This window comes from Paenibacillus sp. MAH-35 (assembly GCF_058135425.1).
In genome coordinates this window covers 118,199-140,277 of sequence record NZ_JBYUPU010000011.1, presented here as the reverse complement: position 1 = coordinate 140,277, position 22,079 = coordinate 118,199, and the positions used below count along the sequence as shown (strand labels likewise).

General features: G+C 56.4%; 22 protein-coding genes. 21 read left to right on the top strand and 1 reads right to left on the bottom strand.

Features of this window, described 5'->3' with window-relative positions:
• Positions 1 to 66: 66 nt before the first annotated feature.
• From fapR to csaA, 11 genes are all read left to right on the top strand, one after another.
• Entirely contained in the window at positions 67 to 663 is a 597-nt protein-coding gene (gene fapR, locus AC3Y2E_RS14620; RefSeq protein ID WP_379211613.1) for a transcription factor FapR, read from the top strand.
• The gene (plsX, locus tag AC3Y2E_RS14615; protein ID WP_379211418.1) at positions 647 to 1,654 is read left to right on the top strand and encodes a phosphate acyltransferase PlsX; all 1,008 of its coding nucleotides are present in this window, start codon (positions 647 to 649) and stop codon (positions 1,652 to 1,654) included. The genes fapR and plsX overlap by 17 nt, the downstream gene beginning before the upstream one ends.
• The gene (locus AC3Y2E_RS14610) at positions 1,651 to 2,637 is read left to right on the top strand and encodes a beta-ketoacyl-ACP synthase III (protein WP_223836580.1); all 987 of its coding nucleotides are present in this window, start codon (positions 1,651 to 1,653) and stop codon (positions 2,635 to 2,637) included. The genes plsX and AC3Y2E_RS14610 overlap by 4 nt, the downstream gene beginning before the upstream one ends.
• Before the next feature lie 41 nt (positions 2,638 to 2,678).
• Entirely contained in the window at positions 2,679 to 3,632 is a 954-nt protein-coding gene (fabD, locus tag AC3Y2E_RS14605; protein ID WP_379211415.1) for an ACP S-malonyltransferase, read from the top strand.
• A 14-nt stretch (positions 3,633 to 3,646) separates the two neighbouring features.
• A complete protein-coding gene (fabG, locus tag AC3Y2E_RS14600; RefSeq protein WP_332072539.1) occupies positions 3,647 to 4,387 on the top strand; it encodes a 3-oxoacyl-[acyl-carrier-protein] reductase in 741 nt (246 codons plus the stop codon).
• A gap of 108 nt (positions 4,388 to 4,495) precedes the next feature.
• Positions 4,496 to 4,729 carry an acyl carrier protein gene (gene acpP, locus AC3Y2E_RS14595; RefSeq protein ID WP_138877913.1) on the top strand — a complete coding sequence of 78 codons (234 nt, stop codon included), beginning with the start codon at positions 4,496 to 4,498 and terminating at the stop codon, positions 4,727 to 4,729.
• Between the two features lie 142 nt (positions 4,730 to 4,871).
• Positions 4,872 to 6,110, top strand: coding sequence for a beta-ketoacyl-ACP synthase II (gene fabF, locus AC3Y2E_RS14590; RefSeq protein ID WP_332072538.1), 1,239 nt, complete (start codon positions 4,872 to 4,874; stop codon positions 6,108 to 6,110).
• 95 nt (positions 6,111 to 6,205) lie between these two features.
• Positions 6,206 to 6,904 (top strand): ribonuclease III, encoded by a 699-nt coding sequence (gene rnc, locus AC3Y2E_RS14585; RefSeq protein ID WP_379211411.1) that lies wholly within the window; start codon positions 6,206 to 6,208, stop codon positions 6,902 to 6,904.
• A gap of 702 nt (positions 6,905 to 7,606) precedes the next feature.
• Entirely contained in the window at positions 7,607 to 11,179 is a 3,573-nt protein-coding gene (gene smc, locus AC3Y2E_RS14580; protein WP_379211409.1) for a chromosome segregation protein SMC, read from the top strand.
• Between the two features lie 44 nt (positions 11,180 to 11,223).
• The gene (gene ftsY / locus AC3Y2E_RS14575; RefSeq protein ID WP_379211407.1) at positions 11,224 to 12,216 is read left to right on the top strand and encodes a signal recognition particle-docking protein FtsY; all 993 of its coding nucleotides are present in this window, start codon (positions 11,224 to 11,226) and stop codon (positions 12,214 to 12,216) included.
• A 230-nt stretch (positions 12,217 to 12,446) separates the two neighbouring features.
• Entirely contained in the window at positions 12,447 to 12,797 is a 351-nt protein-coding gene (gene csaA, locus AC3Y2E_RS14570; protein WP_379211405.1) for a chaperone CsaA, read from the top strand.
• A gap of 114 nt (positions 12,798 to 12,911) precedes the next feature.
• On the opposite strand, the gene AC3Y2E_RS14565 is transcribed toward csaA, so the two are convergent.
• Positions 12,912 to 13,826, bottom strand: coding sequence for an AraC family transcriptional regulator (locus tag AC3Y2E_RS14565; RefSeq protein WP_379211403.1), 915 nt, complete (start codon positions 13,824 to 13,826; stop codon positions 12,912 to 12,914).
• A 135-nt stretch (positions 13,827 to 13,961) separates the two neighbouring features.
• On the opposite strand from AC3Y2E_RS14565, the gene AC3Y2E_RS14560 reads away from it, so the two are divergent.
• The 10 genes from AC3Y2E_RS14560 (at position 13,962) to ylqF (ending at position 21,995) form a co-directional block, all read left to right on the top strand.
• Positions 13,962 to 15,722, top strand: a complete 1,761-nt coding sequence (locus AC3Y2E_RS14560; protein ID WP_379211401.1) for a hypothetical protein — start codon at positions 13,962 to 13,964, stop codon at positions 15,720 to 15,722.
• A 112-nt stretch (positions 15,723 to 15,834) separates the two neighbouring features.
• A complete protein-coding gene (locus tag AC3Y2E_RS14555; RefSeq protein ID WP_379211399.1) occupies positions 15,835 to 16,185 on the top strand; it encodes a putative DNA-binding protein in 351 nt (116 codons plus the stop codon).
• Positions 16,186 to 16,236: 51 nt separating this feature from the next.
• Positions 16,237 to 17,619 (top strand): signal recognition particle protein, encoded by a 1,383-nt coding sequence (gene ffh, locus AC3Y2E_RS14550; protein ID WP_190927860.1) that lies wholly within the window; start codon positions 16,237 to 16,239, stop codon positions 17,617 to 17,619.
• Between the two features lie 34 nt (positions 17,620 to 17,653).
• A complete protein-coding gene (gene rpsP / locus AC3Y2E_RS14545; RefSeq protein WP_190927862.1) occupies positions 17,654 to 17,926 on the top strand; it encodes a 30S ribosomal protein S16 in 273 nt (90 codons plus the stop codon).
• 21 nt (positions 17,927 to 17,947) lie between these two features.
• Positions 17,948 to 18,178: a KH domain-containing protein gene (locus AC3Y2E_RS14540; protein WP_190927864.1), complete on the top strand. Its 231-nt coding sequence runs from the start codon at positions 17,948 to 17,950 to the stop codon at positions 18,176 to 18,178.
• A 213-nt stretch (positions 18,179 to 18,391) separates the two neighbouring features.
• Positions 18,392 to 18,916 carry a ribosome maturation factor RimM gene (gene rimM / locus AC3Y2E_RS14535; RefSeq protein ID WP_379211395.1) on the top strand — a complete coding sequence of 175 codons (525 nt, stop codon included), beginning with the start codon at positions 18,392 to 18,394 and terminating at the stop codon, positions 18,914 to 18,916.
• Complete coding sequence (trmD, locus tag AC3Y2E_RS14530; RefSeq protein ID WP_379211393.1) at positions 18,916 to 19,656, top strand: tRNA (guanosine(37)-N1)-methyltransferase TrmD; 741 nt, start codon at positions 18,916 to 18,918, stop codon at positions 19,654 to 19,656. Before rimM ends, trmD begins: the two co-directional genes overlap by 1 nt.
• A 183-nt stretch (positions 19,657 to 19,839) precedes the next feature.
• A complete protein-coding gene (rplS, locus tag AC3Y2E_RS14525) occupies positions 19,840 to 20,178 on the top strand; it encodes a 50S ribosomal protein L19 (protein ID WP_190927870.1) in 339 nt (112 codons plus the stop codon).
• Between the two features lie 196 nt (positions 20,179 to 20,374).
• Positions 20,375 to 21,064 carry a signal peptidase I gene (gene lepB, locus AC3Y2E_RS14520; protein WP_379211611.1) on the top strand — a complete coding sequence of 230 codons (690 nt, stop codon included), beginning with the start codon at positions 20,375 to 20,377 and terminating at the stop codon, positions 21,062 to 21,064.
• A gap of 31 nt (positions 21,065 to 21,095) precedes the next feature.
• Positions 21,096 to 21,995, top strand: a complete 900-nt coding sequence (gene ylqF, locus AC3Y2E_RS14515) for a ribosome biogenesis GTPase YlqF (RefSeq protein WP_190927872.1) — start codon at positions 21,096 to 21,098, stop codon at positions 21,993 to 21,995.
• The last annotated feature ends 84 nt before the right edge of the window (positions 21,996 to 22,079 follow it).

The window sequence follows — 22,079 nt, the reverse complement described above, 5'->3', positions numbered from 1 at the left end:
TCGTCGATTCATATAATGAACTGCAAGTGTACGAAGAATTGAAAGTAGGTGCGCGATATCGAACGAATGCCGAAGCGCCAAAGACAGCAGCTGCTGGCAAAAGAACTCGAGCAAAACCCGTTCGTCACCGACGAGGAGCTGACGCGGACGTTTAAGGTCAGCATTCAGACGATCCGTCTGGACAGGCTGGAGCTCGGCATTCCGGAGCTTCGGGAACGTCTGAAGCTGATGGCCGAGAGAACGTACGATCAGGTGCGGTCGCTTCCTCTGCATGAGGTAATCGGGGACGTAATCGATCTGCAGCTCGACAAAAGCGGGATCTCGATGTTCGAGATCCGGGAGGAGCATGTATTTTCCCGGACGAAAATCGCCAGAGGCCATCATATTTTCGCTCAGGCCAACTCGCTTGCGATCGCGGTCATTAATAACGAGATGGCGCTGACCGCTGCAGCAGACATCCGGTTTATCCGGTCCGTCAAGCTGGGGGAGAAATGCATAGCGAAGGCGTATGTGAAGTCGATCTCCGGCCAGAGGGGGAAGGCCAAGGTCGAAGTTTTTACATACGTCGGTGAGGAAACGGTATTCCAGGGCAATTTTTTAATCTATCGATTCGCTAATGAAATGAGCGAAAGAGAGGAACAGCTGCATGCGAATCGCGATTGATGCCATGGGCGGCGACAATGCGCCGCGAACGACGGTGGAAGGAGCGCTGCTTGCGGCGCGGGAGTGGAGCGACGTTCAAATCATCCTAGTCGGGGACGAAACGCAGATCGCCGCTTTTATGCACACAGGTTCCGTGCCGGCCAACGTGACCGTGCACCACGCCTCCGATGTCATTGCGGCCGATGACGAGCCGGTGCGTGCCGTCAGGCGCAAAAAAGACGCCTCGATGGTCGTAGCCGGGCGATTGATCCGCGAAGGCGCTGCCGACGCCATGATTTCGGCGGGCAATACGGGAGCGCTGATGACGACGGGGCTGCTGATCGTCGGCCGCATTGACGGCATCGAACGGCCGGCGCTGGCGCCCATGCTGCCGACGATGGACGATTCCGGCGTCCTGGCACTGGATCTCGGTGCCTATATGGACGCATCTCCGCATAATTTGCTGCAATACGCCGTAATGGGCAGCATATACAGAAATAAGGTGCACGGCCTTCAGAAGCCGCGCGTCGGTCTGTTGAACGTTGGAACGGAAGCGATGAAAGGCAATGAGCTGACCAAGCAGGCCTACCCGTTACTCGAACAGGCTCCGATTCATTTTATCGGCAACGTGGAAGCGCGCGACGTGCTGCAGGGCGCCTGCGACGTGCTCGTTTGCGACGGGTTTGTCGGCAATATTTTGCTGAAATCGATGGAAGGCACCGCAGGGACGATTTTCTCCGTACTGAAAACGGAGTTTACCCGCTCGTTTTTCAGCAAACTGGCGGCGGCGGTTCTGAAGCCCGGCTTGGTCGCATTTAAGAAAAAAATGGATTACAACGAGCATGGAGCGGCTCCGCTCCTCGGAATTGAAGGGCTCGTGCTGAAAAGTCACGGCTCCTCGGATGCAAATGCGATAAAAAATGCGGTTCGGCAAGCGCGTATCGCCCTTGCGAGTCGCCTGGTTGAGGCGATTTCAACGGAAACCGGCAGGAAGCGAGATGGAAAAGAATGAATGGGATACCGGTAGGCATTTTGGGGACGGGCATGTACGTGCCGGAGCGTGTGCTTACGAACAAAGAATTGGAACAAATGGTGGAGACGAACGACGAATGGATCGTCAGCCGCACCGGCATCAGCGAGCGGCGGATTGCGGCGAAGGAGCAGGCTTCCTCCGATTTGGCGTACGAAGCGGCTCTCGAGGCGCTCGGCAATGCAGGCTTGTCCGCTGAAGAGCTCGACCTGATCATCGTCGCTACGGTGACGCCGGATATGTCGTTTCCTTCGACGGCGTGCGTGCTGCAAAGCCGGCTGGGCGCGAAAAACGCGGCGGCGTTCGATTTGTCCGCAGCTTGCTCCGGGTTTATTTACGGATTGGCCAACGCTTCCGGACTGATCTCCAGCGGCATGTACAAAAACGCGCTGGTGATCGGAGCCGAATGTTTGTCGCGGATTACCGACTATACGGACCGCAACACCTGCATTTTGTTCGGAGACGGCGCCGGAGCGGTCGTGATCGGCCAAGTTCCGGAAGGGCGCGGTTTCCAATCGTTCGTCCTCGGGGCGGACGGCTCGGGCGGCGAGCTGCTGAAGGCGCGCGCGGGGGGCTCCCGGGACCCGATCACCCGGGAAGTGCTGGATGAGAAACGCCAGTTTATCTATATGGCCGGCAAGGAAGTTTTCAAATTTGCGGTCAAAATTATGGGAAGTGCGGCCGAGGAGGCGCTGGTCAAGGCGGGAATCGACAAATCCGAGATCGATCTGCTGATCCCGCACCAGGCCAACATCCGGATCATCCAATCGGCTCTGGAAAGACTCGAGCTGCCGGAAGAGAAGTGTGTCGTTAATATTAACCGGTACGGCAACGTGTCCGCGGCATCGATCCCGATCGCACTCGCCGAGGCGGCCCGGGAAAACCGGATTAACCCGGGCGACAAGCTGCTGTTTGTCGGCTTCGGAGGCGGCTTGACCTGGGGCGCTTCCGTGCTGGTCTGGTAAGAGGAAGAACTTAAGAGCGTCGAAAGGAACGGATACGGCCCATGAAACGAATCGCATTCGTATTTCCCGGCCAGGGGGCGCAAGCCGTCGGTATGGGAAAAGATTTTTACGACAGCCACGAAGGCGCAAAGCGCGTCTTTGACCAGGCGGATGAGTCGCTTGGCTTTAAGCTGTCCGAACTTATTTTTAACGGTCCGGAAGACGAACTGAAAAAGACGTACAACACGCAGCCGGCGCTGCTTACGACCAGCATCGCAATTCTGGAGGCGGTGCGCGAACTCGGCGTGGAGCCTGATTTCGTAGCCGGCCACAGCTTGGGCGAATACAGCGCGCTGGTCGCTGCAGGCGTGATGGGCTTCGAGGATGCGGTACGGACCGTGCGCGCCCGGGGACAATATATGGAGCGGGCGGTTCCGAGCGGCCAAGGCGGTATGGCGGCGGTGCTCGGAGCGGAGCGGGAGAAGCTTGCGGAATTGTGCCGCGCGGTGAGCGGCGAGACCGGAGTGGTCGAGATGGCGAACGTCAACTGCCCGGGGCAGATCGTCGTATCCGGCAGCGCCGAAGGCGTCGCAGCCGTCGTAGAGCGAGGCAAAGAGGCCGGAGCGAAACGGGTTATCCCGCTTGAAGTCAGCGGTCCGTTCCATTCTTCGCTGATGCAGCCTGCAGCCGACGAGTTGGCGAAAACGCTGGAAGCCGTGCCGATGCAGGATGCGCGCATCCCGGTTGTCGCCAACGTGACAGCAGACTCGGTGCTTCAAGCCGGCGATATCCGCCGGCTGCTTGTCGATCAGGTCGTCTCGCCCGTTCTGTGGGAAGACAGCATAACGTGGATGATCGCGCAAGGCGTCGATACGTTCGTCGAGATCGGTTCCGGTACTGTACTGGCCGGTCTGATTAAAAAGGTGGATAAGCAAGTCCAGATCGTCTCCGTAGGCAGCCGGGAAGGGCTGGAGAAACTCGCCGCCGAACTGCAGGCGGCACGTTCTTCATCTTGAAAGGAGGAATCGCGATGTTGGAAGGAAAAGCGGCGCTTGTAACGGGAGCTTCCCGCGGCATTGGCCGGGCGATCGCCATCAGTCTTGCGGAAGCGGGGGCCGACGTAGCGGTAAACTACTCGGGGAGCGAACAAGCCGCCGAAGAAGTGGTGCGCCATATCGAAAGCTTGGGACGCCGCGCGTTCAAAGTGAAGGCGGACGTTGCGTCCTCGGCTCAAGTCGAAGAGATGGTCAAGCAGGTGCTCGATCAATTCGGCAAGCTGGATATTTTGGTCAACAATGCCGGAATTACGCGTGACAATCTGATCATGCGAATGAAAGAGGAAGAGTTTGACCAAGTTATGAATACGAATTTGAAAGGCGTTTTCAACTGCATCAAAGCGGTAACGCGTCCGATGATGAAGCAGCGTTCGGGTAAAATCATCAATATTTCCTCCGTCGTAGGCGTGCTCGGTAACGCGGGACAGGCGAATTACGTTGCGGCGAAAGCCGGCGTAATCGGACTCACCAAGTCGGCCGCCCGGGAGCTGGCTTCCCGGAACATCGCCGTGAATGCGGTCGCTCCCGGATTTATCGAGACGGATATGACCGACAAGCTGACGACGGAGCAGCGGGAGCAGATGCTGCAGCAGATTCCGGCCGCAAGGCTCGGAAAGCCCGAGGATATCGCCCGTGTCGTTCGTTTCCTCGCTTCGGACGATGCCGCATACATGACCGGCCAGACGATTCATGTCGACGGCGGCATGTATATGTAAGGAGCGGCGTCGAAAACGCCCGTTCCGTGTCCGAAGCTGCAAGGTTATCGGACAGGTATGGCATTTTGTTTTCTTTTCTCGTATAATACCATGGAGGAGGTGAACCGGATGTCCGACATTTTTGACCGCGTGAAGCGCATAGTGGTCGATCGCCTAGGGGTTGAAGAATCTGAAGTCACCCTCGAAGCATCTTTCAAAGACGATTTAGGTGCAGATTCCCTCGACGTAGTCGAATTGGTTATGGAGTTGGAAGACGAGTTCGATTTGGAAATTTCCGACGAAGATGCCGAGAAGATTACAAGCGTAGGAGAAGTAGTAGAATACATAAAGTCTCATACCTAAACAAGCGTTGTAAGTCCCGTTTTCGTCTGAGGAACGGGACTTACTCGTCATTACAGCGCCAACAATTTCTCCGGCGGCGCCGGAGACTCCGAATACAGCAGCAACCCTATTAACCGTCCATTTGTCGAAGAGGTGAGAACTCATGAAACGGAGAGTCGTCATTACCGGGATGGGCGTCATGTCATCACTGGGACACGATCTGGATACATTTTGGAATAACCTGATGGCCGGCAAGTCCGGTGTTTCGGTAATTCAGGCGTTTGATACGAGTGAATATACGACTCACATCGCTGCGGAAATCGCTGATTTTAATCCGGAAGAGTATATGGATAAAAAAGAAGCCCGCCGCATGGACCGGTTCGTGCAATTTGCCGTAGCCGCCAGTCAGTTTGCTATGAAAGATGCGAATTTGGATATTCAGAAAGACACCGATCCGGAACGCTGCGGCGTATACGTAGGGTCCGGCATAGGCGGTCTCGGAACTTGGGAAGAACAGCATAAAATATTGCTGGACAAAGGCCCGAAGCGGGTAAGCCCGTTTTTCATCCCGATGATGATCGCCAATATGGCTTCCGGACAAATCTCGATGCTGTTCGGTGCCAAGGGGCCTAACAGTACGGCAGTAACGGCTTGCGCAACCGGGACGCATTCGATCGGCGATTCGTACAAGCTGATTCAGCGCGACGAAGCGGACGTCATGATATGCGGCGGAGCCGAAGCGACGATCCGTCCTACCGGCATGGCCGGATTTTGCGCGCTGCGCGCCATGTCGACCCGCAACGACGAGCCGGAGAAGGCGAGTCGTCCGTTCGATACCGACCGCGACGGTTTCGTTATGGGCGAGGGCGCCGGCATCCTCATTCTGGAGGAGCTGGAGCATGCGCAGAAACGCGGAGCCCGCATCTACGCCGAAGTGATCGGCTACGGGATGAGCGGAGACGCTCACCATATGACCGATCCGGACCCGGAAGGCGCCGCAAGATGCATGTCGCGCGCGATTCGCGACGCGGGACTGGAGCCTAGCGCGATCGACTACATTAACGCGCACGGTACTTCAACGCCGGTCGGAGACAAGTCGGAGACGACTGCAATCAAGAAAGCGCTCGGCGACCATGCTTATCAGGTAGCCGTCAGCTCGACCAAGTCGATGACCGGACACCTGCTCGGCGCAGCCGGGGGCGTAGAAGCGGTTATCACCGGCCTTACGCTGCATAACGGCAAAATCGCCCCAACCATCAATTTGGACAACCAGGACCCTGAGTGTGATCTCGACTACGTCCCGAACGTTGCGAGAGAAGCGGACGTCCGCATCGCGATGTCCAACTCGTTCGGTTTCGGAGGACATAACGCGACGATTATTTTGAAGAAGTTCGAGGAGTAACATCTCCAAGTGACGACACTCACTCCCGGATAACGGCGCCTGACGGACGCAACATTCTAATTACCGGTTCCGGACACGAGGGGCGGTGAATTCCGTTGAGATCATTAAAAAGGCTGCAAGCCGATTTAGGAATCGAATTTCGCGAACCGAAGCTGTTGAAACAGGCGTTTACCCATTCGTCTTATGTAAACGAACAGCGTTCGGCCGATATACGGGATAACGAACGTCTGGAGTTTTTGGGGGACGCCGTGCTGCAGTTGACGGTATCCGAATATTTGTACAACACCTATCCGGACCGGCCTGAGGGCGAACTGACCCGGCACCGCGCGGCGATCGTATGCGAACCGTCGCTGGTCCAGTTTGCCGAAAGGCTCGATTTCGGCTCCTGCGTCTTCCTCGGCAAAGGGGAAGAACTGACCGGCGGAAGGTCGCGTCCGGCGCTGCTTGCGGACGTGTTCGAGTCTTTCGTCGGAGCGTTGTACCTGGATCAGGGACTCGGCGCGGTGCGTGCATTTTTGCAAACGCATCTGTTCCCGTACTTGTCTCAGGATACGATGGTGCTGTCGGGGGACTACAAGACGAAGCTGCAGGAATATACACAGCAGCGCGGAATGGGGACGGTGGAATACCGGATCGTGGAAGAGCGGGGTCCCGCTCACGACCGGGAATTCGTCTCCGAGGTGTGGATGGACGATCAGAAGCTGGGCTCCGGCCTTGGGCGTTCCAAGAAGGATGCCGAGCAGCGGGCCGCCTCTCAGGCGCTCGCCAAACTTACCTCCGCGCCCAAAGCGTAGCGTCAGCGGCCACCCGCAACGGATGCGGCGGCACTACGCGGGAACAAGCGGCGAAAGCCGCTTTTTTTCACGAATGGAACTTATACATTGACGGGCTCTCCGCCAAGTATCAAGATAAACGCAACGAAGCTAAAGCCCCACGTTGTGGGGTTGTTTTTCTTCGGTACGGCGGGATTCCGCTTCGAAAGAAGCAAAGTGGTTGTGCTTATTCAGCATTATGGAGCGATAAGAGTTGTTCGAAACCGCTATTCGGGAAGCCGATAAGGCCGGAGCTGGAATAAGCTTGCCTTGTACGGCTGCCGGAACGCCGCGGCTCGGCTGGAAATACGAAAGCGTCGTCGAAATAACGGTACCGAATGACCCTTATCCGGATCGCTGGGGGAGAGGTGTCCTCAGTGGGACAGTCCGCTCGAACCGCCGCGCCCTGACCAACCTTGACAGAGCCGAAAGCGGGCGATTTTCGCGTTAAGGCATATATGCTACAATGAAAGGTAGGCTGCAGGTCCGCAGCGGCGACAATGGAGAGTGGAACGGCAAAGTCCGTTGAAGCGGCTGAAGGGCAAGGAAGAGATCGGGTTTGATGAATGGAATAGGCTTTAGCTTGCGGTTTCGTTGAATACACCGTGTCGACCTCATCAGATTCAAGGCATAAACCGTACATAAGAGCCGTGACCATTTTTTTTAATAGTTTGAGGTGAAGCTATGTTTTTGAAACGTTTGGAACTGGCCGGGTTCAAGTCGTTCGCCGACAAGACGGAGCTGGAGTTCGTCCAGGGCATTACTGCCGTAGTAGGGCCAAACGGCAGCGGCAAGAGCAATATATCCGACTCGATTCGCTGGGTGCTCGGGGAACAAAGCGCGCGCTCGCTTCGGGGCGGCAAGATGGAAGATATCATTTTCGCCGGAAGCGACGCCCGCAAGGCGGTAAACTACGGCGAAGTTTCGCTGACGCTCGATAACTCCGACGAATCGCTTTCGCTCGGCTTTAACGAAGTCACCGTGACGCGGCGCATCCACCGCAGCGGGGACAGCGAATATTTTATCAACAAGCAGGCGTGCCGGCTGAAAGATATAACCGAGCTGTTCATGGATACGGGGATCGGCAAGGAAGCGTATTCGATTATCGGACAAGGGCGGATTGAAGAAATTTTAAGCACGAAGTCGGAAGACCGGCGGGGGATTTTCGAGGAAGCTTCCGGCATCGTCAAATACAAATCCCGTAAAAAGGAAGCGGAGAAAAAACTGGCCGACACGGAGCAAAATTTGCTGCGCATCCACGACCTCGTATCCGAGCTGGAAGATCAGATCGAGCCTCTGCGCGATCAGTCGGAGAAGGCGATCCGCTATAAGCAGTTGAAAGAGCGGCTGAAAACGAGCGAAATCTCGATGTATGTCCATCAGATCGAACAGATTCACCAGTTCTGGTCGGAAGCCAGCGAGAAGCAAAATGTGCTGCGCAAAGAAGAACTGGAGCTGTCCACGATCGTCAGCAAGCATGACGCGCTGCTGGAGAAGGAACGGATGGAAGCGCGACGGCTGGAGGAGGAGATCGACCGGCTGCACGAGACGGTGCTGCGCCTGAGCGAGGAATTCGAGAAATGCGAAGGACAGGGGGAAGTATATAAGGAACGCGACAAAAACTTGCGCAGCAACCGCAGTCAGCTGGAGCAGACGATCGAGGCGCAGGAGAAGCGGATCGGCGACAAGAGGACGGAGGCTGCCGCGTACCGGGACAAATATACGGCGCTTCAACTGGAAGTAGACGAGCTGAGATCCAAGCTGACGGAGGAAGAAGAGCGGCTGCTTGGCGTCGCCGGCGGGGTTAGCAGCGCTGAGGAAGAAGACCTCAAGGCGGAGCTGCTGGAGGCGCTCGGACGGACTGCCCAAGCGCGTAACGAAATCCGCTATGCGGAGCAAAATCTGGAATCGCTCGCTCGGCGGATCGACCGGCTGGAGGAGGAACATGCCAAATGGTCCGGTCAGCATGAGCAGATCGTCCGCAAGCGCGGGGAACTGCAGGAGGCGGCCGGGAAGCTGGCCCGGGAGCTGCAGGCGGGCCGCGACCGGTTCGTCGAGCTCGGGCAGGAGCTCAAGGCGAAGCAGGAACTGCTCGGCGAGGCGCAAGAGACGGTCCGCAGATGGGAGCAAAAGCTGGAGGCGCAAGTTTCCCGGCGGGACACGATGCGCGAGATGCAGAACGATTACGACGGCTTCGCCCATGGGGTCAAAGAGGTGCTCAAGGCGAAAAGCCGCTCGGACGGGCTCAGAGGGATACATGGCGCGGTAGCGGAGCTCGTGCACGTGCCGGCCGAAGTGGAGACCGCAATCGAGACGGCGCTGGGCGGCGCCCTGCAAAATATCGTCGTCGAAAACGAGGCTTCCGGACGGGAAGCGATCGCCTTTCTAAAGCGCAGACAGTCGGGCCGGGCTACGTTTCTGCCGCTGGACGTCATACGCGGAAGATCGATTCCGGAGCATGAGAAGTCGAATGTGACCGGGATGGACGGTTTTGTCGGGATTGCCGTGCAATTGGTGCGTTTTGACTCCAAATACGACAATATTATGTCCAGCCTGCTCGGCAACGTTATCGTGGCAGAGAAGCTGGAGGAAGCGAACCGGATTGCAGCCCGCTGCCAATACCGGTACAGGGTCGTCACGCTGGAAGGCGACGTCGTTAATCCGGGCGGCTCAATGACGGGCGGAAGCCTGCAGAAGAAGTCGTCCAGCCTGCTTGGTCGTCAGCGCCAGATCGAGGAGATGGACAAAGAAATCCGCACCGCCGAAGGGCAGCTGGCTGAGCTTCGCAAAAAGCTCGAGCAACTGCGGCGGGAGCTGTCGGAAGGAAACCGGACGCTGGACGAGCTTCGCCAGCTCGGGGAACGGCAGCGGCTCGAGGAGCAGCAGCTTCGCGCTCAGCTGAGCCAGCTGGACAGCGAAGGGAAAAATGCGGCCGAGCATACGGTGCTGTATTCGCAAGACCATGCGGCGCTAACGGCTGAGCGCAGTGAGTACGAGCAGAAGAAGCAGGCGGCGGCGCTGTCGCTGGAGACGCTGCGTCAGGAAGAGGCGGATTTGCAGCAGGCGATTCGCGATGCCGAGCTGAAGCGGAAGGCGAAGGAGTCGGCGAAGGAAGAGCTGCAGGTGCAGCTGACCTCGCTGAAGGTGAAAACCGCTTCCGTCAGCCAGGAGAAGCAGTCGCTCGAAGATCAGCTGCGCCGGTTCGAGGACGACTTGACGGCGACGCAGCGTGAATGGAGCGGGAGCAAAAAGCTGCTGCAGCAAATCATTCAGGATTTGGACGCCAACGATGCCGAGACGGTCAAGCAGATCGAGCAGCTCAATCATTTGCGGCTTAAAAAGCAGGAAGCGGCCGAGCAAATGGATTACAAGCGGGCGGAGCGGGCGAAATGGGTGCAAAAGCTGGAGGAAGGCGAAAGCTTGACGAAGGAGCAGCGTACCCAGCTGAAGCAGGTGGAGGAACAGCTTCGCCAGACGGAAGTGCGTGTGGCCCGCCTCGACGTCGAGCTTGACAACCTGCTCAAAAAACTGGCCGAAGAATACGAGCTGAGCTATGAGCTGGCCAAGGAACGGTATCCGGTACCGGAAGACGTCGCTGCGGCACAAAGCGAAGTGAAGGATCTGAAACGGCAAATTTCCGCGCTGGGCGACGTCAATTTAGGCGCAATCGACGAGTACCAGCGGGTCAATGAGCGGTTTCAGTTTCTCTCCGCCCAGAAAGACGATCTGGTGGAAGCGAAAACGGCGCTGTATCTTGTCATTCGCGAGATGGACGAAGAGATGTCCAAACGGTTTAAGACGACGTTCGACGCGATCCGCTCGCAGTTCGTCGGCGTATTCGTCAAGCTGTTCGGCGGCGGCCGCGCCGATCTGATCTTGTCCGAGCCGGAACGGATGCTCGATACGGGCATCGAAATCGTCGCTCAGCCTCCCGGCAAAAAGCTGCAAAACTTGCAGCTGCTAAGCGGCGGAGAACGCGCTTTGACGGCGATGGCGCTGCTGTTTGCGATCCTGCACGTGAAGCCGGTGCCGTTTTGCGTGCTGGACGAGGTAGAGGCGGCGCTCGACGAAGCGAACGTCAGCCGGTTCGCGGAATATTTGCGTGAATTTGCCGGACAAACCCAATTTATCGTCGTTACTCACCGCAAAGGCACGATGGAGACGGCGGATGTGCTGTACGGCGTCACGATGGAAGAGGGGGGCGTATCGAAACTTGTATCGGTGCGGCTTGACGACGAAGATGTAATGACCGCTTAGGGCGGAGCAGTTGGACGATATTGATAAGGGACGGTTGGGAAACGATGAGTTTTTTTAAGAAGCTGCGCGACAGCATCGCCTCGAAGGCGGAGACGGTTACGAACAAGTTCAAGGAAGGGCTGAGCAAAACCCGCTCCGCTTTCGTCGAAAAGGTGGAGGAGCTCGTTCTCCGGCGGAAAAAAATCGACGAGGAGTTTTACGAGGAGCTTGAGGAAATCCTGATTTCGGCCGACGTCGGCGTCAACACGGTAATGGAGCTGATCGAGGAGCTTCGTGCCGAAGTGCGCAAGCGTAAGCTGGAAAATCCGGCGGATTTGCAGCCGGTATTGTCGGAGAAGCTCGTCGGCATGATGCAGGGGGCCGAAGACAGCAGCTTGAAAATGGCGGCAAGCGGAATGACCGTTATTTTGTTCGTAGGCGTCAATGGCGTCGGTAAAACGACGACGATCGGCAAGCTAGCCCACCGCTTCAAGTCGGAAGGGAAAAAAGTGCTGCTTGCGGCGGGAGACACGTTCCGGGCGGCGGCGATCGACCAGCTGGAAGTATGGGGCCAGCGTGCCGGCGTCGATGTCATCAAGCATTCCGAAGGCTCCGATCCGGCAGCGGTGATGTTCGATGCGATCCAGGCGGCGAAAACGCGGGGCGTCGACGTCTTGCTGTGCGATACGGCGGGCCGTCTGCAGAACAAGTCGAACCTGATGGATGAACTGAACAAAATATACCGGGTGATCCGCCGGGAAATCCCGGACGCGCCGCACGAGACTTTACTCGTCATCGACGCGACGACAGGACAAAATGCGTTGTCGCAAGCGAAAATGTTCGGCGAGAAAACGGGCGTCACCGGTCTCGTGCTCTCCAAGTTGGACGGCACGGCCAAGGGCGGGATCGTCATCGCGATCCGTCACGAGCTGAACATTCCGGTCAAGCTGGTCGGACTCGGCGAGAAGATCGATGATCTGGAGCAATTCGATTCCGAGCAGTTCGTTCATGCGTTATTTGCCGGTTTAATCCAGAAAGAAACGGCTAACGAGGCGTAGTCGATTTAACAACGAAACAGGTATTGCTCCTTAAGGTCCCTTGCCTGGACGGGAAAAGACGGTCGTCTTATCCTTCCGGCAGGGCCTTTTTGTCGTTTTCGGCAGAACCTCGGCGGATAGTCACGACAAAGGACAAAACCGTTGTAACGGATCTATCCATTGACTGCAGCGGCAGTTAAGGGGAAGATAAACGGTATACGCACACTTTTCACAGCTAAGGGGATGTAAGCATGGAAACGAAATCAACAGCGTCTGCAAACTACGAACAATTTGCGCAGCTCGACATCCGGGTCGGGACGGTCGTTTCGGCCGAGCCTTTTCCCGAAGCCCGCAAACCGGCGATCAAGCTGACGATTGACTTCGGACCGCTCGGCATAAAGCGGACTAGCGCGCAAATTACTACCAGATACGAGCCGCAAACGCTTGTAGGAAGGCAAGTGACGGCAATTGTGAACTTCCCGCCCAAGCGGATCGCCGGCTTCATATCGGAAGTGCTTGTTCTTGGCGGCGTACCCGGCGAGGGGGATGTTGTCCTGCTCCGTCCGGACGAGCCCGTTGCTAACGGGACTCCAGTCGCTTAAGCAGCGCCAGCGGGAAACGCCGGTATGTGACGTTCAGACACGAATTCGGAAAAGACGTCTGACCGGCGTATTGCCGCGCCGCAAACTCGTTTTTATAATGAAACCCAAAGGAGCCTAATCCTTTGGGTTTTGTTGGTTGCGGTAAGCGGTTGGAGTAAGGCCGACATTTTGTCTAAACGCGGCATGGAAGTTTCCCGGCGACTGATAGCCGACCGCAGCCGCGATATCATGGACAGGCCGGTCCGTGTTTGTGAGCAGCTCCATGGCAATTTTCATCCGGGTCTCCAGCAGCTTCCGGCGAAAGGACGTGCGGTACAGCTCATTTAAGATACGGTGCAGCTGACGGGTGCTCACATTCAGCCGGCGCGCCAGCTCTTCCTCCTTGACCGCCTCATTATAGTGCGTGGCGAAGTACGCATCGATCAGCCCGGTCCGGTTATCATCCGGGTTCAAAGGTACAGCCGGTCTGTACTCCTCGGCAGGGGCATGCGGGGCGGAGCGGATCAGATCGATCAGCAGCTGGGCGAGCAAACTTTTCGTTTTGGCCCGGTAGCCGACCGGCTTCTCCAGCAGCTCCCGTTTAATAGCGGTCATAAGCGATTGCAGGCTTCCGGACGAATCCGTCTGCTTGTAGAAGGTCATCCCGTCCAGCACCTGAAGGAACGTTTCCGCTTCCGGATCGCGGGTTTGGCTATCGCGGTCAGCAGCTGCTCTGTAGTGGAAGCGCAAACATATTTTGCGCACCTGATCCTGCTTGCCGGACAATTGGGAATGATACGTTCCGGGCGGAATGACGCAGTACGTACCTTCCGGCAGCTCGTGCTGCTGGTCTTCGATGAGCATGACGCATCTGCCCAACTGGACAAGATGGACCTCGAAGTCGGCATGATTATGGCTTAACTGCTGGTCCCAGTCGTAATCGTCCGGGCGAAAAAAGCCGATGTCCAGACCGGCCTCGAAGAGCACGGTTCCGGCTTCCACAGTAATTTTGACGGACTCGCACGGCTCACGACGGCTTGGTTCCTGCACTTGATTCAACTCCAGCTCGGTTTATAGGGGGGCTTGACGTTCGTTGATTTTATCATAACGGACGGAGCATGGAGCGTAAATATCCGTTTTCCGCGGCAACAGTTTTATGAAATGGTCAGAAGGGGAGAGGTATACATGATTCGTTCGATCGTGCAACGAAACGATAACTTGGTGGAATTGAAGCTGGGCGGCGTAGAAGGACTGATCTCGTGCGAGATGCGGATCAGTGTGGACGGTTTAAACTGGAAAGCGGCCAGCCTATACCCCGGCTTGGATGCGGAAACGGTACTGAACGGAAACGGGTACTTATGGAGCCAGGCCGTATCCAAGGGGATCGTCCGGTTAAGCGGCCAAGCCGAGCCGAAGTTTTACTGGAACAGTTATTTGAACCTGGGCGCATACTGCGGCGCCGTGTCCGTTCGACTGATCGTCGTCGCGGTAGACGGTATTCACGAATATTCCGAATCCGTCGAATTATCGGACCGGGGAGTTGTATACTGCAGCGATTGGGTGTATCCGGCCGAAGGGACGGACGTTTCGGCTGCACACGGGGGCGAGGGGCGGCCGTTCGGCGTGCTGCGCAACGAGTTTTCACCGTATGCGACGATGACTTTACCCGCTTCCGGAGAGTACGATATTTATTTCGGCCTGCCGGCAGGAGGCTTGAGACAGCTGGTACGGATCGATGCCGAGCCGTTTTCCCGAATCGTCACCTCGGGCAACAGTATGGACTTATTGGAAAGCAGCTTTAACGGCAAAGCGAATAAAGAATTATACTGGAAGCGGCATAAGCTGGACGGAAGTGTTCTCGAATTAGCCAAACTGAAAGAGACGCTCGTGGAGCATCACCAGGCGGGGAAGATCGGGTATGTGAAGCTTGTCCCCGTAACCGAATCGCTGAAAACGGACGTTATTTCAGACAGGAGAGCTGTTCCGGAGCTTGTTCTGTATTATGAACCGTACAGCTATTCTCTCCATGGGTTCCATGACGGTGCGACGATGAACGGAGTGATGCTGGAGGAGTTTCTGCGTTTACAGCCGCGGGAAATTACATGCCAAACCGTCCGGATCGGGATGAAGTCGCTGCACCACAGCCGCTTTTTGCAAAGGCTGGACACTCCCGCCCGAACGGATGAAAACACGATTATCGACGACCCGGTCAAGCTGGCGAACAACTGCGATATTTTGTCGGAAACCGTTGCTTATGCAAAAGGCAGTGGAGTGCGGCTGACCGCCAACGTCGGAATGAACCGGCCTTACCTGTGGCTTCCCGCCATATCGGAACGATTTTCCCAAAGCAATCCGGGCCTGCTGTCCGGCGGGGAGTTCGATTACGGCAAAGAAGAAGTGCGCGAGTACGCGCTGCGCATCCTGTTCGAGCTGGTCGACAATTACGATATAGACGGTTTATTCCTGGACTATATGAGAAGCTTCGGCAATCAGACCGCGGAATCGATCGTGTATATATTGCAGAAAACAAAAGAGCGATTGAACCGCAAGTCGGCGGAAACGGGCCGGCCGCTTGATCTGAAGGTACGGATTCCGGCAGATCAGGCTCATTATTTCAGGGCGATGCAAATCAGTGTGGAACACGGATACGTCGACGGGATCGTACCTTCCAATTCGGCGACCAGCGAGCCGTTCCCGCCGGTGGAGCATTTCGTAGCGATGTGCAAAGGGACGGCCACCAAGGTATACGGCTGCATCGACGGGTGGAAACGATCCGTAGCTTCCGACCCGAGGGCGGGCAGTTTGTGTATGGCTCACTCCCCTCAGGATCTATTGCGGTATATCGATCATTACACGAATCTTGGCGTGGACGGCATCTTCATTTACCAAGCCGATCAATTTACGGCGAATCCGTTTCTGAATAAAGTGTTTGCCCCGGTCGAATGACCGGGGTTGTTTTTTGTCTGACAAGGTAAAATGCTTGACAACGCGCCGCCTACCCGCTATGATTAGTTTTGTCGCTGTAAAGGTGTTTTCCTTAACAGAGGGAGTGACGCAGGTGACAAGCGAAGAAGCGCTCAGCAAGACGAACCGGATCAACATGCTGTTTGACATATACGGCCCTTTGTTGACGGGCAAGCAGAGCACGTTTCTCGGTCTGTACTTTCACGACGATTATTCGCTCGGCGAAATAGCCGAGGAATATGAGATCAGCCGCCAAGCGGTATACGAACATATCAAGCGCGCAGAACAGGCGCTGGAGGATTACGAGGCGAAGCTGGGCCTGCTCCGCAAGCACGAGGAGCGCCGCCAGGTCGCAGAGCGGATCGAAAAGCTGTTCGCCGGCGAAACGTCCGCCCTTCCGGGCGAATTGAAAGAGCTGGTGCGAAAGCTGTACAATATAGATTGAACGACTGCAACACTGTACTTAGAACTCCACGGATGAAGCGGGGGGATGACCATGGCATTCGAAGGATTGACCGGCCGTTTGCAAAACGTGCTTACCAAGCTGCGGGGCAAAGGAAAACTGACCGAAGACGATGTGAACGAAGCGCTGCGCGAGGTGCGTCTTGCTCTGCTTGAGGCCGACGTCAACTTCAAAGTCGTCAAAGAGTTTATCGCCAAAGTGAAGGAGAAGGCGATCGGCCAGGAAGTGCTGAAGAGCTTTACTCCGGGCATGGTCGTCATCGATATCGTAAACAAAGAGCTGACCGAGCTTATGGGGGGCACCCAAAGCAAGCTGGCGAAGGCGAACAAGCCGCCGACAGTCATCTTGATGGTAGGCTTGCAGGGCGCGGGTAAGACGACGGCTTCAAGTAAGCTGGCCAAGCTGCTGCAGAAGCAGAACCATCGCCCGCTGCTTGCCGCTGCCGATATTTATCGTCCTGCGGCGATCAAGCAGCTTCAGGTGCTCGGCGAGCAGATCAAAGTGCCGGTGTTTACGCTCGGGGATCAGACAAGCCCGGTCGACATCGCCAAGGGCGCTTTGCAGCACGCGAAGGATAACGGAAACGACTACCTGATCATCGATACAGCCGGACGGCTGCATATTGACGACCAACTGATGAACGAGCTGAAGATGATCGTCGAGTCGGTGCAGCCGGACGAGACGCTGCTGGTCGTCGACGCGATGACAGGTCAAGAAGCGGTTAATGTCGCCGAGAGCTTCCATGCCCAGCTGGAGCTGACCGGCGTCGTTCTGTCGAAGCTGGACGGGGATACGAGAGGCGGAGCCGCCTTGTCGGTCAAGGCCGTTACCGGACGGCCGATCAAGTTCGCTTCGCTCGGGGAGAAGATGGATTCGCTCGAGCCGTTCCATCCGGAGCGGATGGCGTCGCGGATTCTCGGCATGGGCGACATGCTGTCGCTGATCGAGAAGGCGCAGGCCAACATCGACGCGGACAAAGCGGCCGAGATGGAACGCAAGATGCGCAACGCCGAGTTCACGTTCGAAGATTTTCTGGAACAGATGGAGCAGGTGAAGAAGCTCGGACCGCTTGACCAACTGCTCGATATGCTGCCCGGAGCGAACAAGATGAAGGGCATGAAAGACATGAAGGTCGACGACAAGCAGATGGGTCGCGTCGTCGCCATCGTCAAGTCGATGACTACCGAAGAGAAACGCAAGCCGGAGCTGCTGAACGCGAGCCGACGCAAGCGGATTGCGGCAGGCAGCGGCACCTCGATTCAGGACGTCAACCGTCTCATCAAGCAGTTCGACGATATGCGCAAAATGATGAAGCAGTTCTCGTCGATGATGGGACCCGGCGGTCCGAAAGGCATGAAAAACTTAAAAAACAAACTCGGCAAAGGCGGCGGAGGCTTCAAGTTTCCGTTCGGCTAAACCGGCGTCTATTCTGCAAGGGAGGTGAAATCAAATGGCAGTTCGCATTCGTTTGAAACGTATGGGCGCTCATAAAGCCCCTTTTTACCGCGTGGTTGTATCGGATTCCCGTTCCCCGCGTGACGGCCGATTCATCGAAGAAATCGGTACGTACAATCCGTTGACGAAACCGGCTGCAGTTACCATCGACGAGGAAAAAGCGTTGAAATGGCTGCAAGACGGCGCGCAAGCGTCCGACACGGTTCGCAACTTGTTCAGCAAAGCCGGAATCATGACGAAGTTTCACCAAATCAGACAACAGAAGTAATCTGTTGATTTGGAGGTTGCTATGAGAGATTTGATCACCGTTATCGCCAAGGCGTTGGTTGATCATCCGGAAGATGTCGTCGTGAATGAAGCCGAGGAGAAAGACGAGATCGTGTACCGGCTGTCCGTTCATCCGTCCGATATGGGCAAGGTGATCGGCAAGCAGGGGCGTATCGCCAAAGCTTTGCGCACTGTCGTCACATCGGCGGCCGTGAAACAAAACAAACGCGTGTCCGTGGAAATCGTCTCTTGACGTTTGAAGCGGACTCGCTTCCGTTTGCCTTCCGTTCCAGCCGCTATGCGGCAAGTATAACGGTTGGAACGGGAGCGCAAGCTGCAGGCAGGAAGGGTTAGGCCGCTCGCGCCTAGCCCTTTTTCCAAATCCGGAGGGCGGAGGTCCGCTGTCCTGCCCTGCTTCGAAAGCTCGGAATATACAAATGAATACCGGTTACATGGAGGGACATGGATGAGCGGAAAACTGTACAGTGTCGGTAAAGTAGTTAATACGCACGGCGTTCGCGGAGAGCTTAAAGTAGTGCCGCAAACGGACTTTCCCGAAGAACGGTTTGCCAAGGGCAGCCGGCTGATCGTGGTAAACCCGCAGAACGAAGCCGATCGTATGGCCGTTCAGGTGGAGTCGGCCCGTCTCAACAAAAACGTGTATATCGTCAAGCTGAAAGGGCACGTTAACATTAACGAAGTACTGCCTTACAAAGGCTGGGAGCTGAAAGTGGCGGAAGAAGAGCGGAAGCCGCTGGACGAAGGCGAATATTATTATCATGAGATTATCGGCTGCACCGTCGTTACAGAGGACGGGGAAGAGCTTGGAGTGGTAAGCGAAATACTGGCTCCCGGAGCGAACCACGTGTGGGTCGTCGAACGTCCCAAAGGCAAGCAGGTATTATTGCCGGTCATTGACGACGTCATTCTCGACGTGGATGTGGAAGCGAAACGGATCCGGGTTCATCTGATGGAAGGTTTGATCGACTGATGCGGATTGAGGTGCTGACTCTTTTTCCGAGTATGTTTGAAGGCGTCTTCGGTTCGAGTATATTGGGCAAAGCGCGGGATAAAGGAATCGTTTCGCTGCAAACGGTTAATTTTCGCGATTATGCGAGCAACAAGCACAATACGGTGGACGATTACCCGTTCGGCGGCGGGGGAGGCATGGTGCTGAAGGCGGAACCGATCTTCAGCGCCGTGGAAGAGCTGGCGCCGCCCGGAGGAGATCGCCCGCGGGTTATTCTCATGTGCCCGCAGGGCGAAACGTTTACACAGCGCAAAGCGGAGGAATTGTCGCGGGAAAGCCATCTCGTGTTCGTTTGTGGACATTATGAGGGGTACGATGAACGGATTCGCGAGCACTTGATTACAGACGAGCTCTCGATTGGCGACTACGTGCTGACCGGCGGCGAGCTGCCGGCGATGGTTGTGATCGACAGCGTCGTCAGACTGCTTCCCGGCGTGCTTGGCAACGAGCTGTCCGCTGTCACCGATTCGTTCAGCACGGGGCTGCTGGAATATCCGCATTATACGCGGCCTGCCCAGTTTCGGGAGTGGCCGGTGCCGGACGTGCTGTTATCCGGTCATCACGACAATATAGCCCGCTGGAGACGCGAGCAGTCGCTGCTCCGGACGCTGAGGAGACGGCCGGATTTGCTGGAGGATGCCGACTTGACGCCGAAGGAACGGGCGTGGCTGGAGAAGCAGCGGAGCGAGCCGGAGTCGTAACAGGGGAAAGCTAGAGCTTTCGATTGATATTTTAGAAGAGTTGCTTGCATTCATTAGGGTGGGTATGGTAAAATATCACCTGTTGTAGTTTTTAGTTCGGTGGTCCTCTGCGCGCCATGATGTCAGCCATATAGGGCTTTCGGAGCGAGTACGAACATCTGAGTGGAAGGAGGAAGTCAACCTATGAATCTTTTACGTGAAATTACGCAAGAACAGCTTCGTCAAGTACCAAGCTTTCGTCCAGGCGACACGTTGAAAGTGCATGTTAAGGTTATCGAGGGCTCGCGCGAACGGATCCAGCTGTTTGAAGGTGTTGTGATCAAGCGTCGTGGCGGCGGAATCAGCGAAACGTTTACCGTTCGCAAAGTTTCGTATGGCGTAGGCGTGGAAAGAACATTCCCGCTGCATTCGCCTAAGCTCGAGAAAATCGAGGTGGCTCGCCGGGGTAAAGTTCGCCGCGCGAAGCTCTACTACTTGCGCGGACTGCGCGGTAAAGCAGCTAGAATTCAAGAAATTCGTTAATCGGAATGGGGGCTTGTCGCAAACAAGTCCCTTTTCGTTTACCCGGATAGAGATAGGACGACTTCAGTAACATGCAGAAGGAAGCGTAATTCCGGAGCAGAAGGGGGAGGCTATGAGCGATAACGATCAAGCGAAACGTCCGGTTCCAGCGAATGCAAACGATATGCCGGACGAGAGCAAGCAGTCGGATTCAGACATGGAGCGCTCCACAGCTCCGGAAGCGGCAAGCGCCGAAGAGGGCCTGAACCGGAACGATGCGCCGCCGGCGAATGGACAAGTTGAGCCGGCACGTGAAACGGATGGGGCCGGCGTCCAAGCAGCGGCGCAGACCGGCGGCACCGCCGCCGCGAAAGCGAAAAACGAAGTGTGGGAATGGACCAAGGCGCTGCTGATTGCGTTCGCGCTCGCCTTTTTGATCCGCTACTTCCTGTTCGGCTCCTACATCGTGGACGGTCCGTCGATGAAACCGAATTTTCACACCGGCGAGCGAATTATCGTCAACAAACTGCTGTACAAGTTCCGTGAGCCGAAACGCGGCGAAGTGATCGTGTTCCACGCTCCGGGCAATAAAGATTTCATCAAACGCGTAGTGGCGCTCCCGGGCGAGACCGTTAAAGTGCAGGGCGATACCGTTTTTGTTAACGGACAAGCGGTGGACGAGCCGTTTTTGCGGGATGTCATAGAGAAAGCGAAGCAATCGGGCAGAACGTATAACGATCTGAACTGGCCGGAATCCAAAGTTCCGGAAGGGACCGTTTTCGTCATGGGCGATAACCGCTCGGACAGCACGGATAGCCGGATGATCGGGCCTGTGCCGTTTGACAATATCGTCGGGCGGGCGGATATCGTTTTTTGGCCGGTGAAAGATTGGCAATGGATTCATTAAAGAAATGAACGGACAGTCGGGAGGTGACGGCATGGCGACGATCCAATGGTTTCCCGGTCATATGACGCGGGCGAAGCGGCAAATCCAGGAGAAGCTGAAGTTGATTGATCTTGCGATCGAACTGCTGGACGCTCGGGTTCCGCTCTCCAGCCGCAATCCGATGATCGATGAAATATTGATGAACAAGCCTCGGCTCGTTTTGTTGAACAAAGCGGATTTGGCTGATCCGAGCGTTACCCGGGAATGGGTTCAATATTTTGCCGGCATCGGCATCGAGGCGCTGCCGATAGACTGTGTATCGGGCGAGGGCGTACGGGCCATCCCGGAGCGGGCGAAGCATGCGCTGAAGGACAAGATCGAGAAGCAGCTCAGCAAAGGAATGAACCCGCGTGCGGTACGGGCGCTGATCGTCGGTATCCCGAACGTAGGGAAGTCGACTTTGATCAACCGTCTCGCAGGCAAGCATATTGCGGCGACCGGAGACAAGCCGGGAGTGACGAAGGGGCAGCAGTGGATCAAGGCAGGCGGGGATCTGGAACTGCTCGATACGCCGGGGATATTGTGGCCGAAGTTCGAGGATCAGCAGGTCGGCTATAAGCTGGCGGCGATCGGGTCGATCAGCGATCAGATTTTGCAGGTGGAAGATGTGGCGTATCATGCGATCCGGTTTCTGATTGCCGGGTATCCAGGCGAGTTGCAGCAGCGGTACGAGCTGGACGAGCTTCCGTCCGGACAGTCGGAGCCGAATGCGTTCGTCGACGTGATGGAACGGATCGGCCGCAAGCGGGGCTGCCTGCAAAGCGGGGGTACGATCAACCTGGAGAAGGCGTCGATGGTCATCCTGCGGGATCTGCGAGGCGGTAAGCTGGGCCGGATCAGTCTGGAAAGCCCGAATCAGATGCAGTATATGACAAGCACTCTTGACGGCTGAACGTTACGCCGCCCGAGGGTGCTTTTTTGTCGTTACCGGGGGATTTAGGCTGAGCGATTTCCAGCGAATGTTTAGGAGGGATTT

What these genes read in the sequence shown, in the direction of transcription:
- plsX (WP_379211418.1), top strand. Translation starts at nt 647, where the DNA reads ATGCGAATCGCGATTGATGCCATGGGCGGCGACAATGCGCCGCGAACG.
- lepB (WP_379211611.1), top strand. Translation starts at nt 20,375, where the DNA reads ATGGAGCGCTCCACAGCTCCGGAAGCGGCAAGCGCCGAAGAGGGCCTG.
- AC3Y2E_RS14610 (WP_223836580.1), top strand. Translation starts at nt 1,651, where the DNA reads ATGAATGGGATACCGGTAGGCATTTTGGGGACGGGCATGTACGTGCCG.
- fabD (WP_379211415.1), top strand. Translation starts at nt 2,679, where the DNA reads ATGAAACGAATCGCATTCGTATTTCCCGGCCAGGGGGCGCAAGCCGTC.
- rplS (WP_190927870.1), top strand. Translation starts at nt 19,840, where the DNA reads ATGAATCTTTTACGTGAAATTACGCAAGAACAGCTTCGTCAAGTACCA.
- AC3Y2E_RS14560 (WP_379211401.1), top strand. Translation starts at nt 13,962, where the DNA reads ATGATTCGTTCGATCGTGCAACGAAACGATAACTTGGTGGAATTGAAG.
- trmD (WP_379211393.1), top strand. Translation starts at nt 18,916, where the DNA reads ATGCGGATTGAGGTGCTGACTCTTTTTCCGAGTATGTTTGAAGGCGTC.
- AC3Y2E_RS14540 (WP_190927864.1), top strand. Translation starts at nt 17,948, where the DNA reads ATGAGAGATTTGATCACCGTTATCGCCAAGGCGTTGGTTGATCATCCG.
- ffh (WP_190927860.1), top strand. Translation starts at nt 16,237, where the DNA reads ATGGCATTCGAAGGATTGACCGGCCGTTTGCAAAACGTGCTTACCAAG.
- rimM (WP_379211395.1), top strand. Translation starts at nt 18,392, where the DNA reads ATGAGCGGAAAACTGTACAGTGTCGGTAAAGTAGTTAATACGCACGGC.
- acpP (WP_138877913.1), top strand. Translation starts at nt 4,496, where the DNA reads ATGTCCGACATTTTTGACCGCGTGAAGCGCATAGTGGTCGATCGCCTA.
- fabF (WP_332072538.1), top strand. Translation starts at nt 4,872, where the DNA reads ATGAAACGGAGAGTCGTCATTACCGGGATGGGCGTCATGTCATCACTG.
- fapR (WP_379211613.1), top strand. Translation starts at nt 67, where the DNA reads ATGCCGAAGCGCCAAAGACAGCAGCTGCTGGCAAAAGAACTCGAGCAA.
- fabG (WP_332072539.1), top strand. Translation starts at nt 3,647, where the DNA reads ATGTTGGAAGGAAAAGCGGCGCTTGTAACGGGAGCTTCCCGCGGCATT.
- ftsY (WP_379211407.1), top strand. Translation starts at nt 11,224, where the DNA reads ATGAGTTTTTTTAAGAAGCTGCGCGACAGCATCGCCTCGAAGGCGGAG.
- smc (WP_379211409.1), top strand. Translation starts at nt 7,607, where the DNA reads ATGTTTTTGAAACGTTTGGAACTGGCCGGGTTCAAGTCGTTCGCCGAC.
- csaA (WP_379211405.1), top strand. Translation starts at nt 12,447, where the DNA reads ATGGAAACGAAATCAACAGCGTCTGCAAACTACGAACAATTTGCGCAG.
- rpsP (WP_190927862.1), top strand. Translation starts at nt 17,654, where the DNA reads ATGGCAGTTCGCATTCGTTTGAAACGTATGGGCGCTCATAAAGCCCCT.
- ylqF (WP_190927872.1), top strand. Translation starts at nt 21,096, where the DNA reads ATGGCGACGATCCAATGGTTTCCCGGTCATATGACGCGGGCGAAGCGG.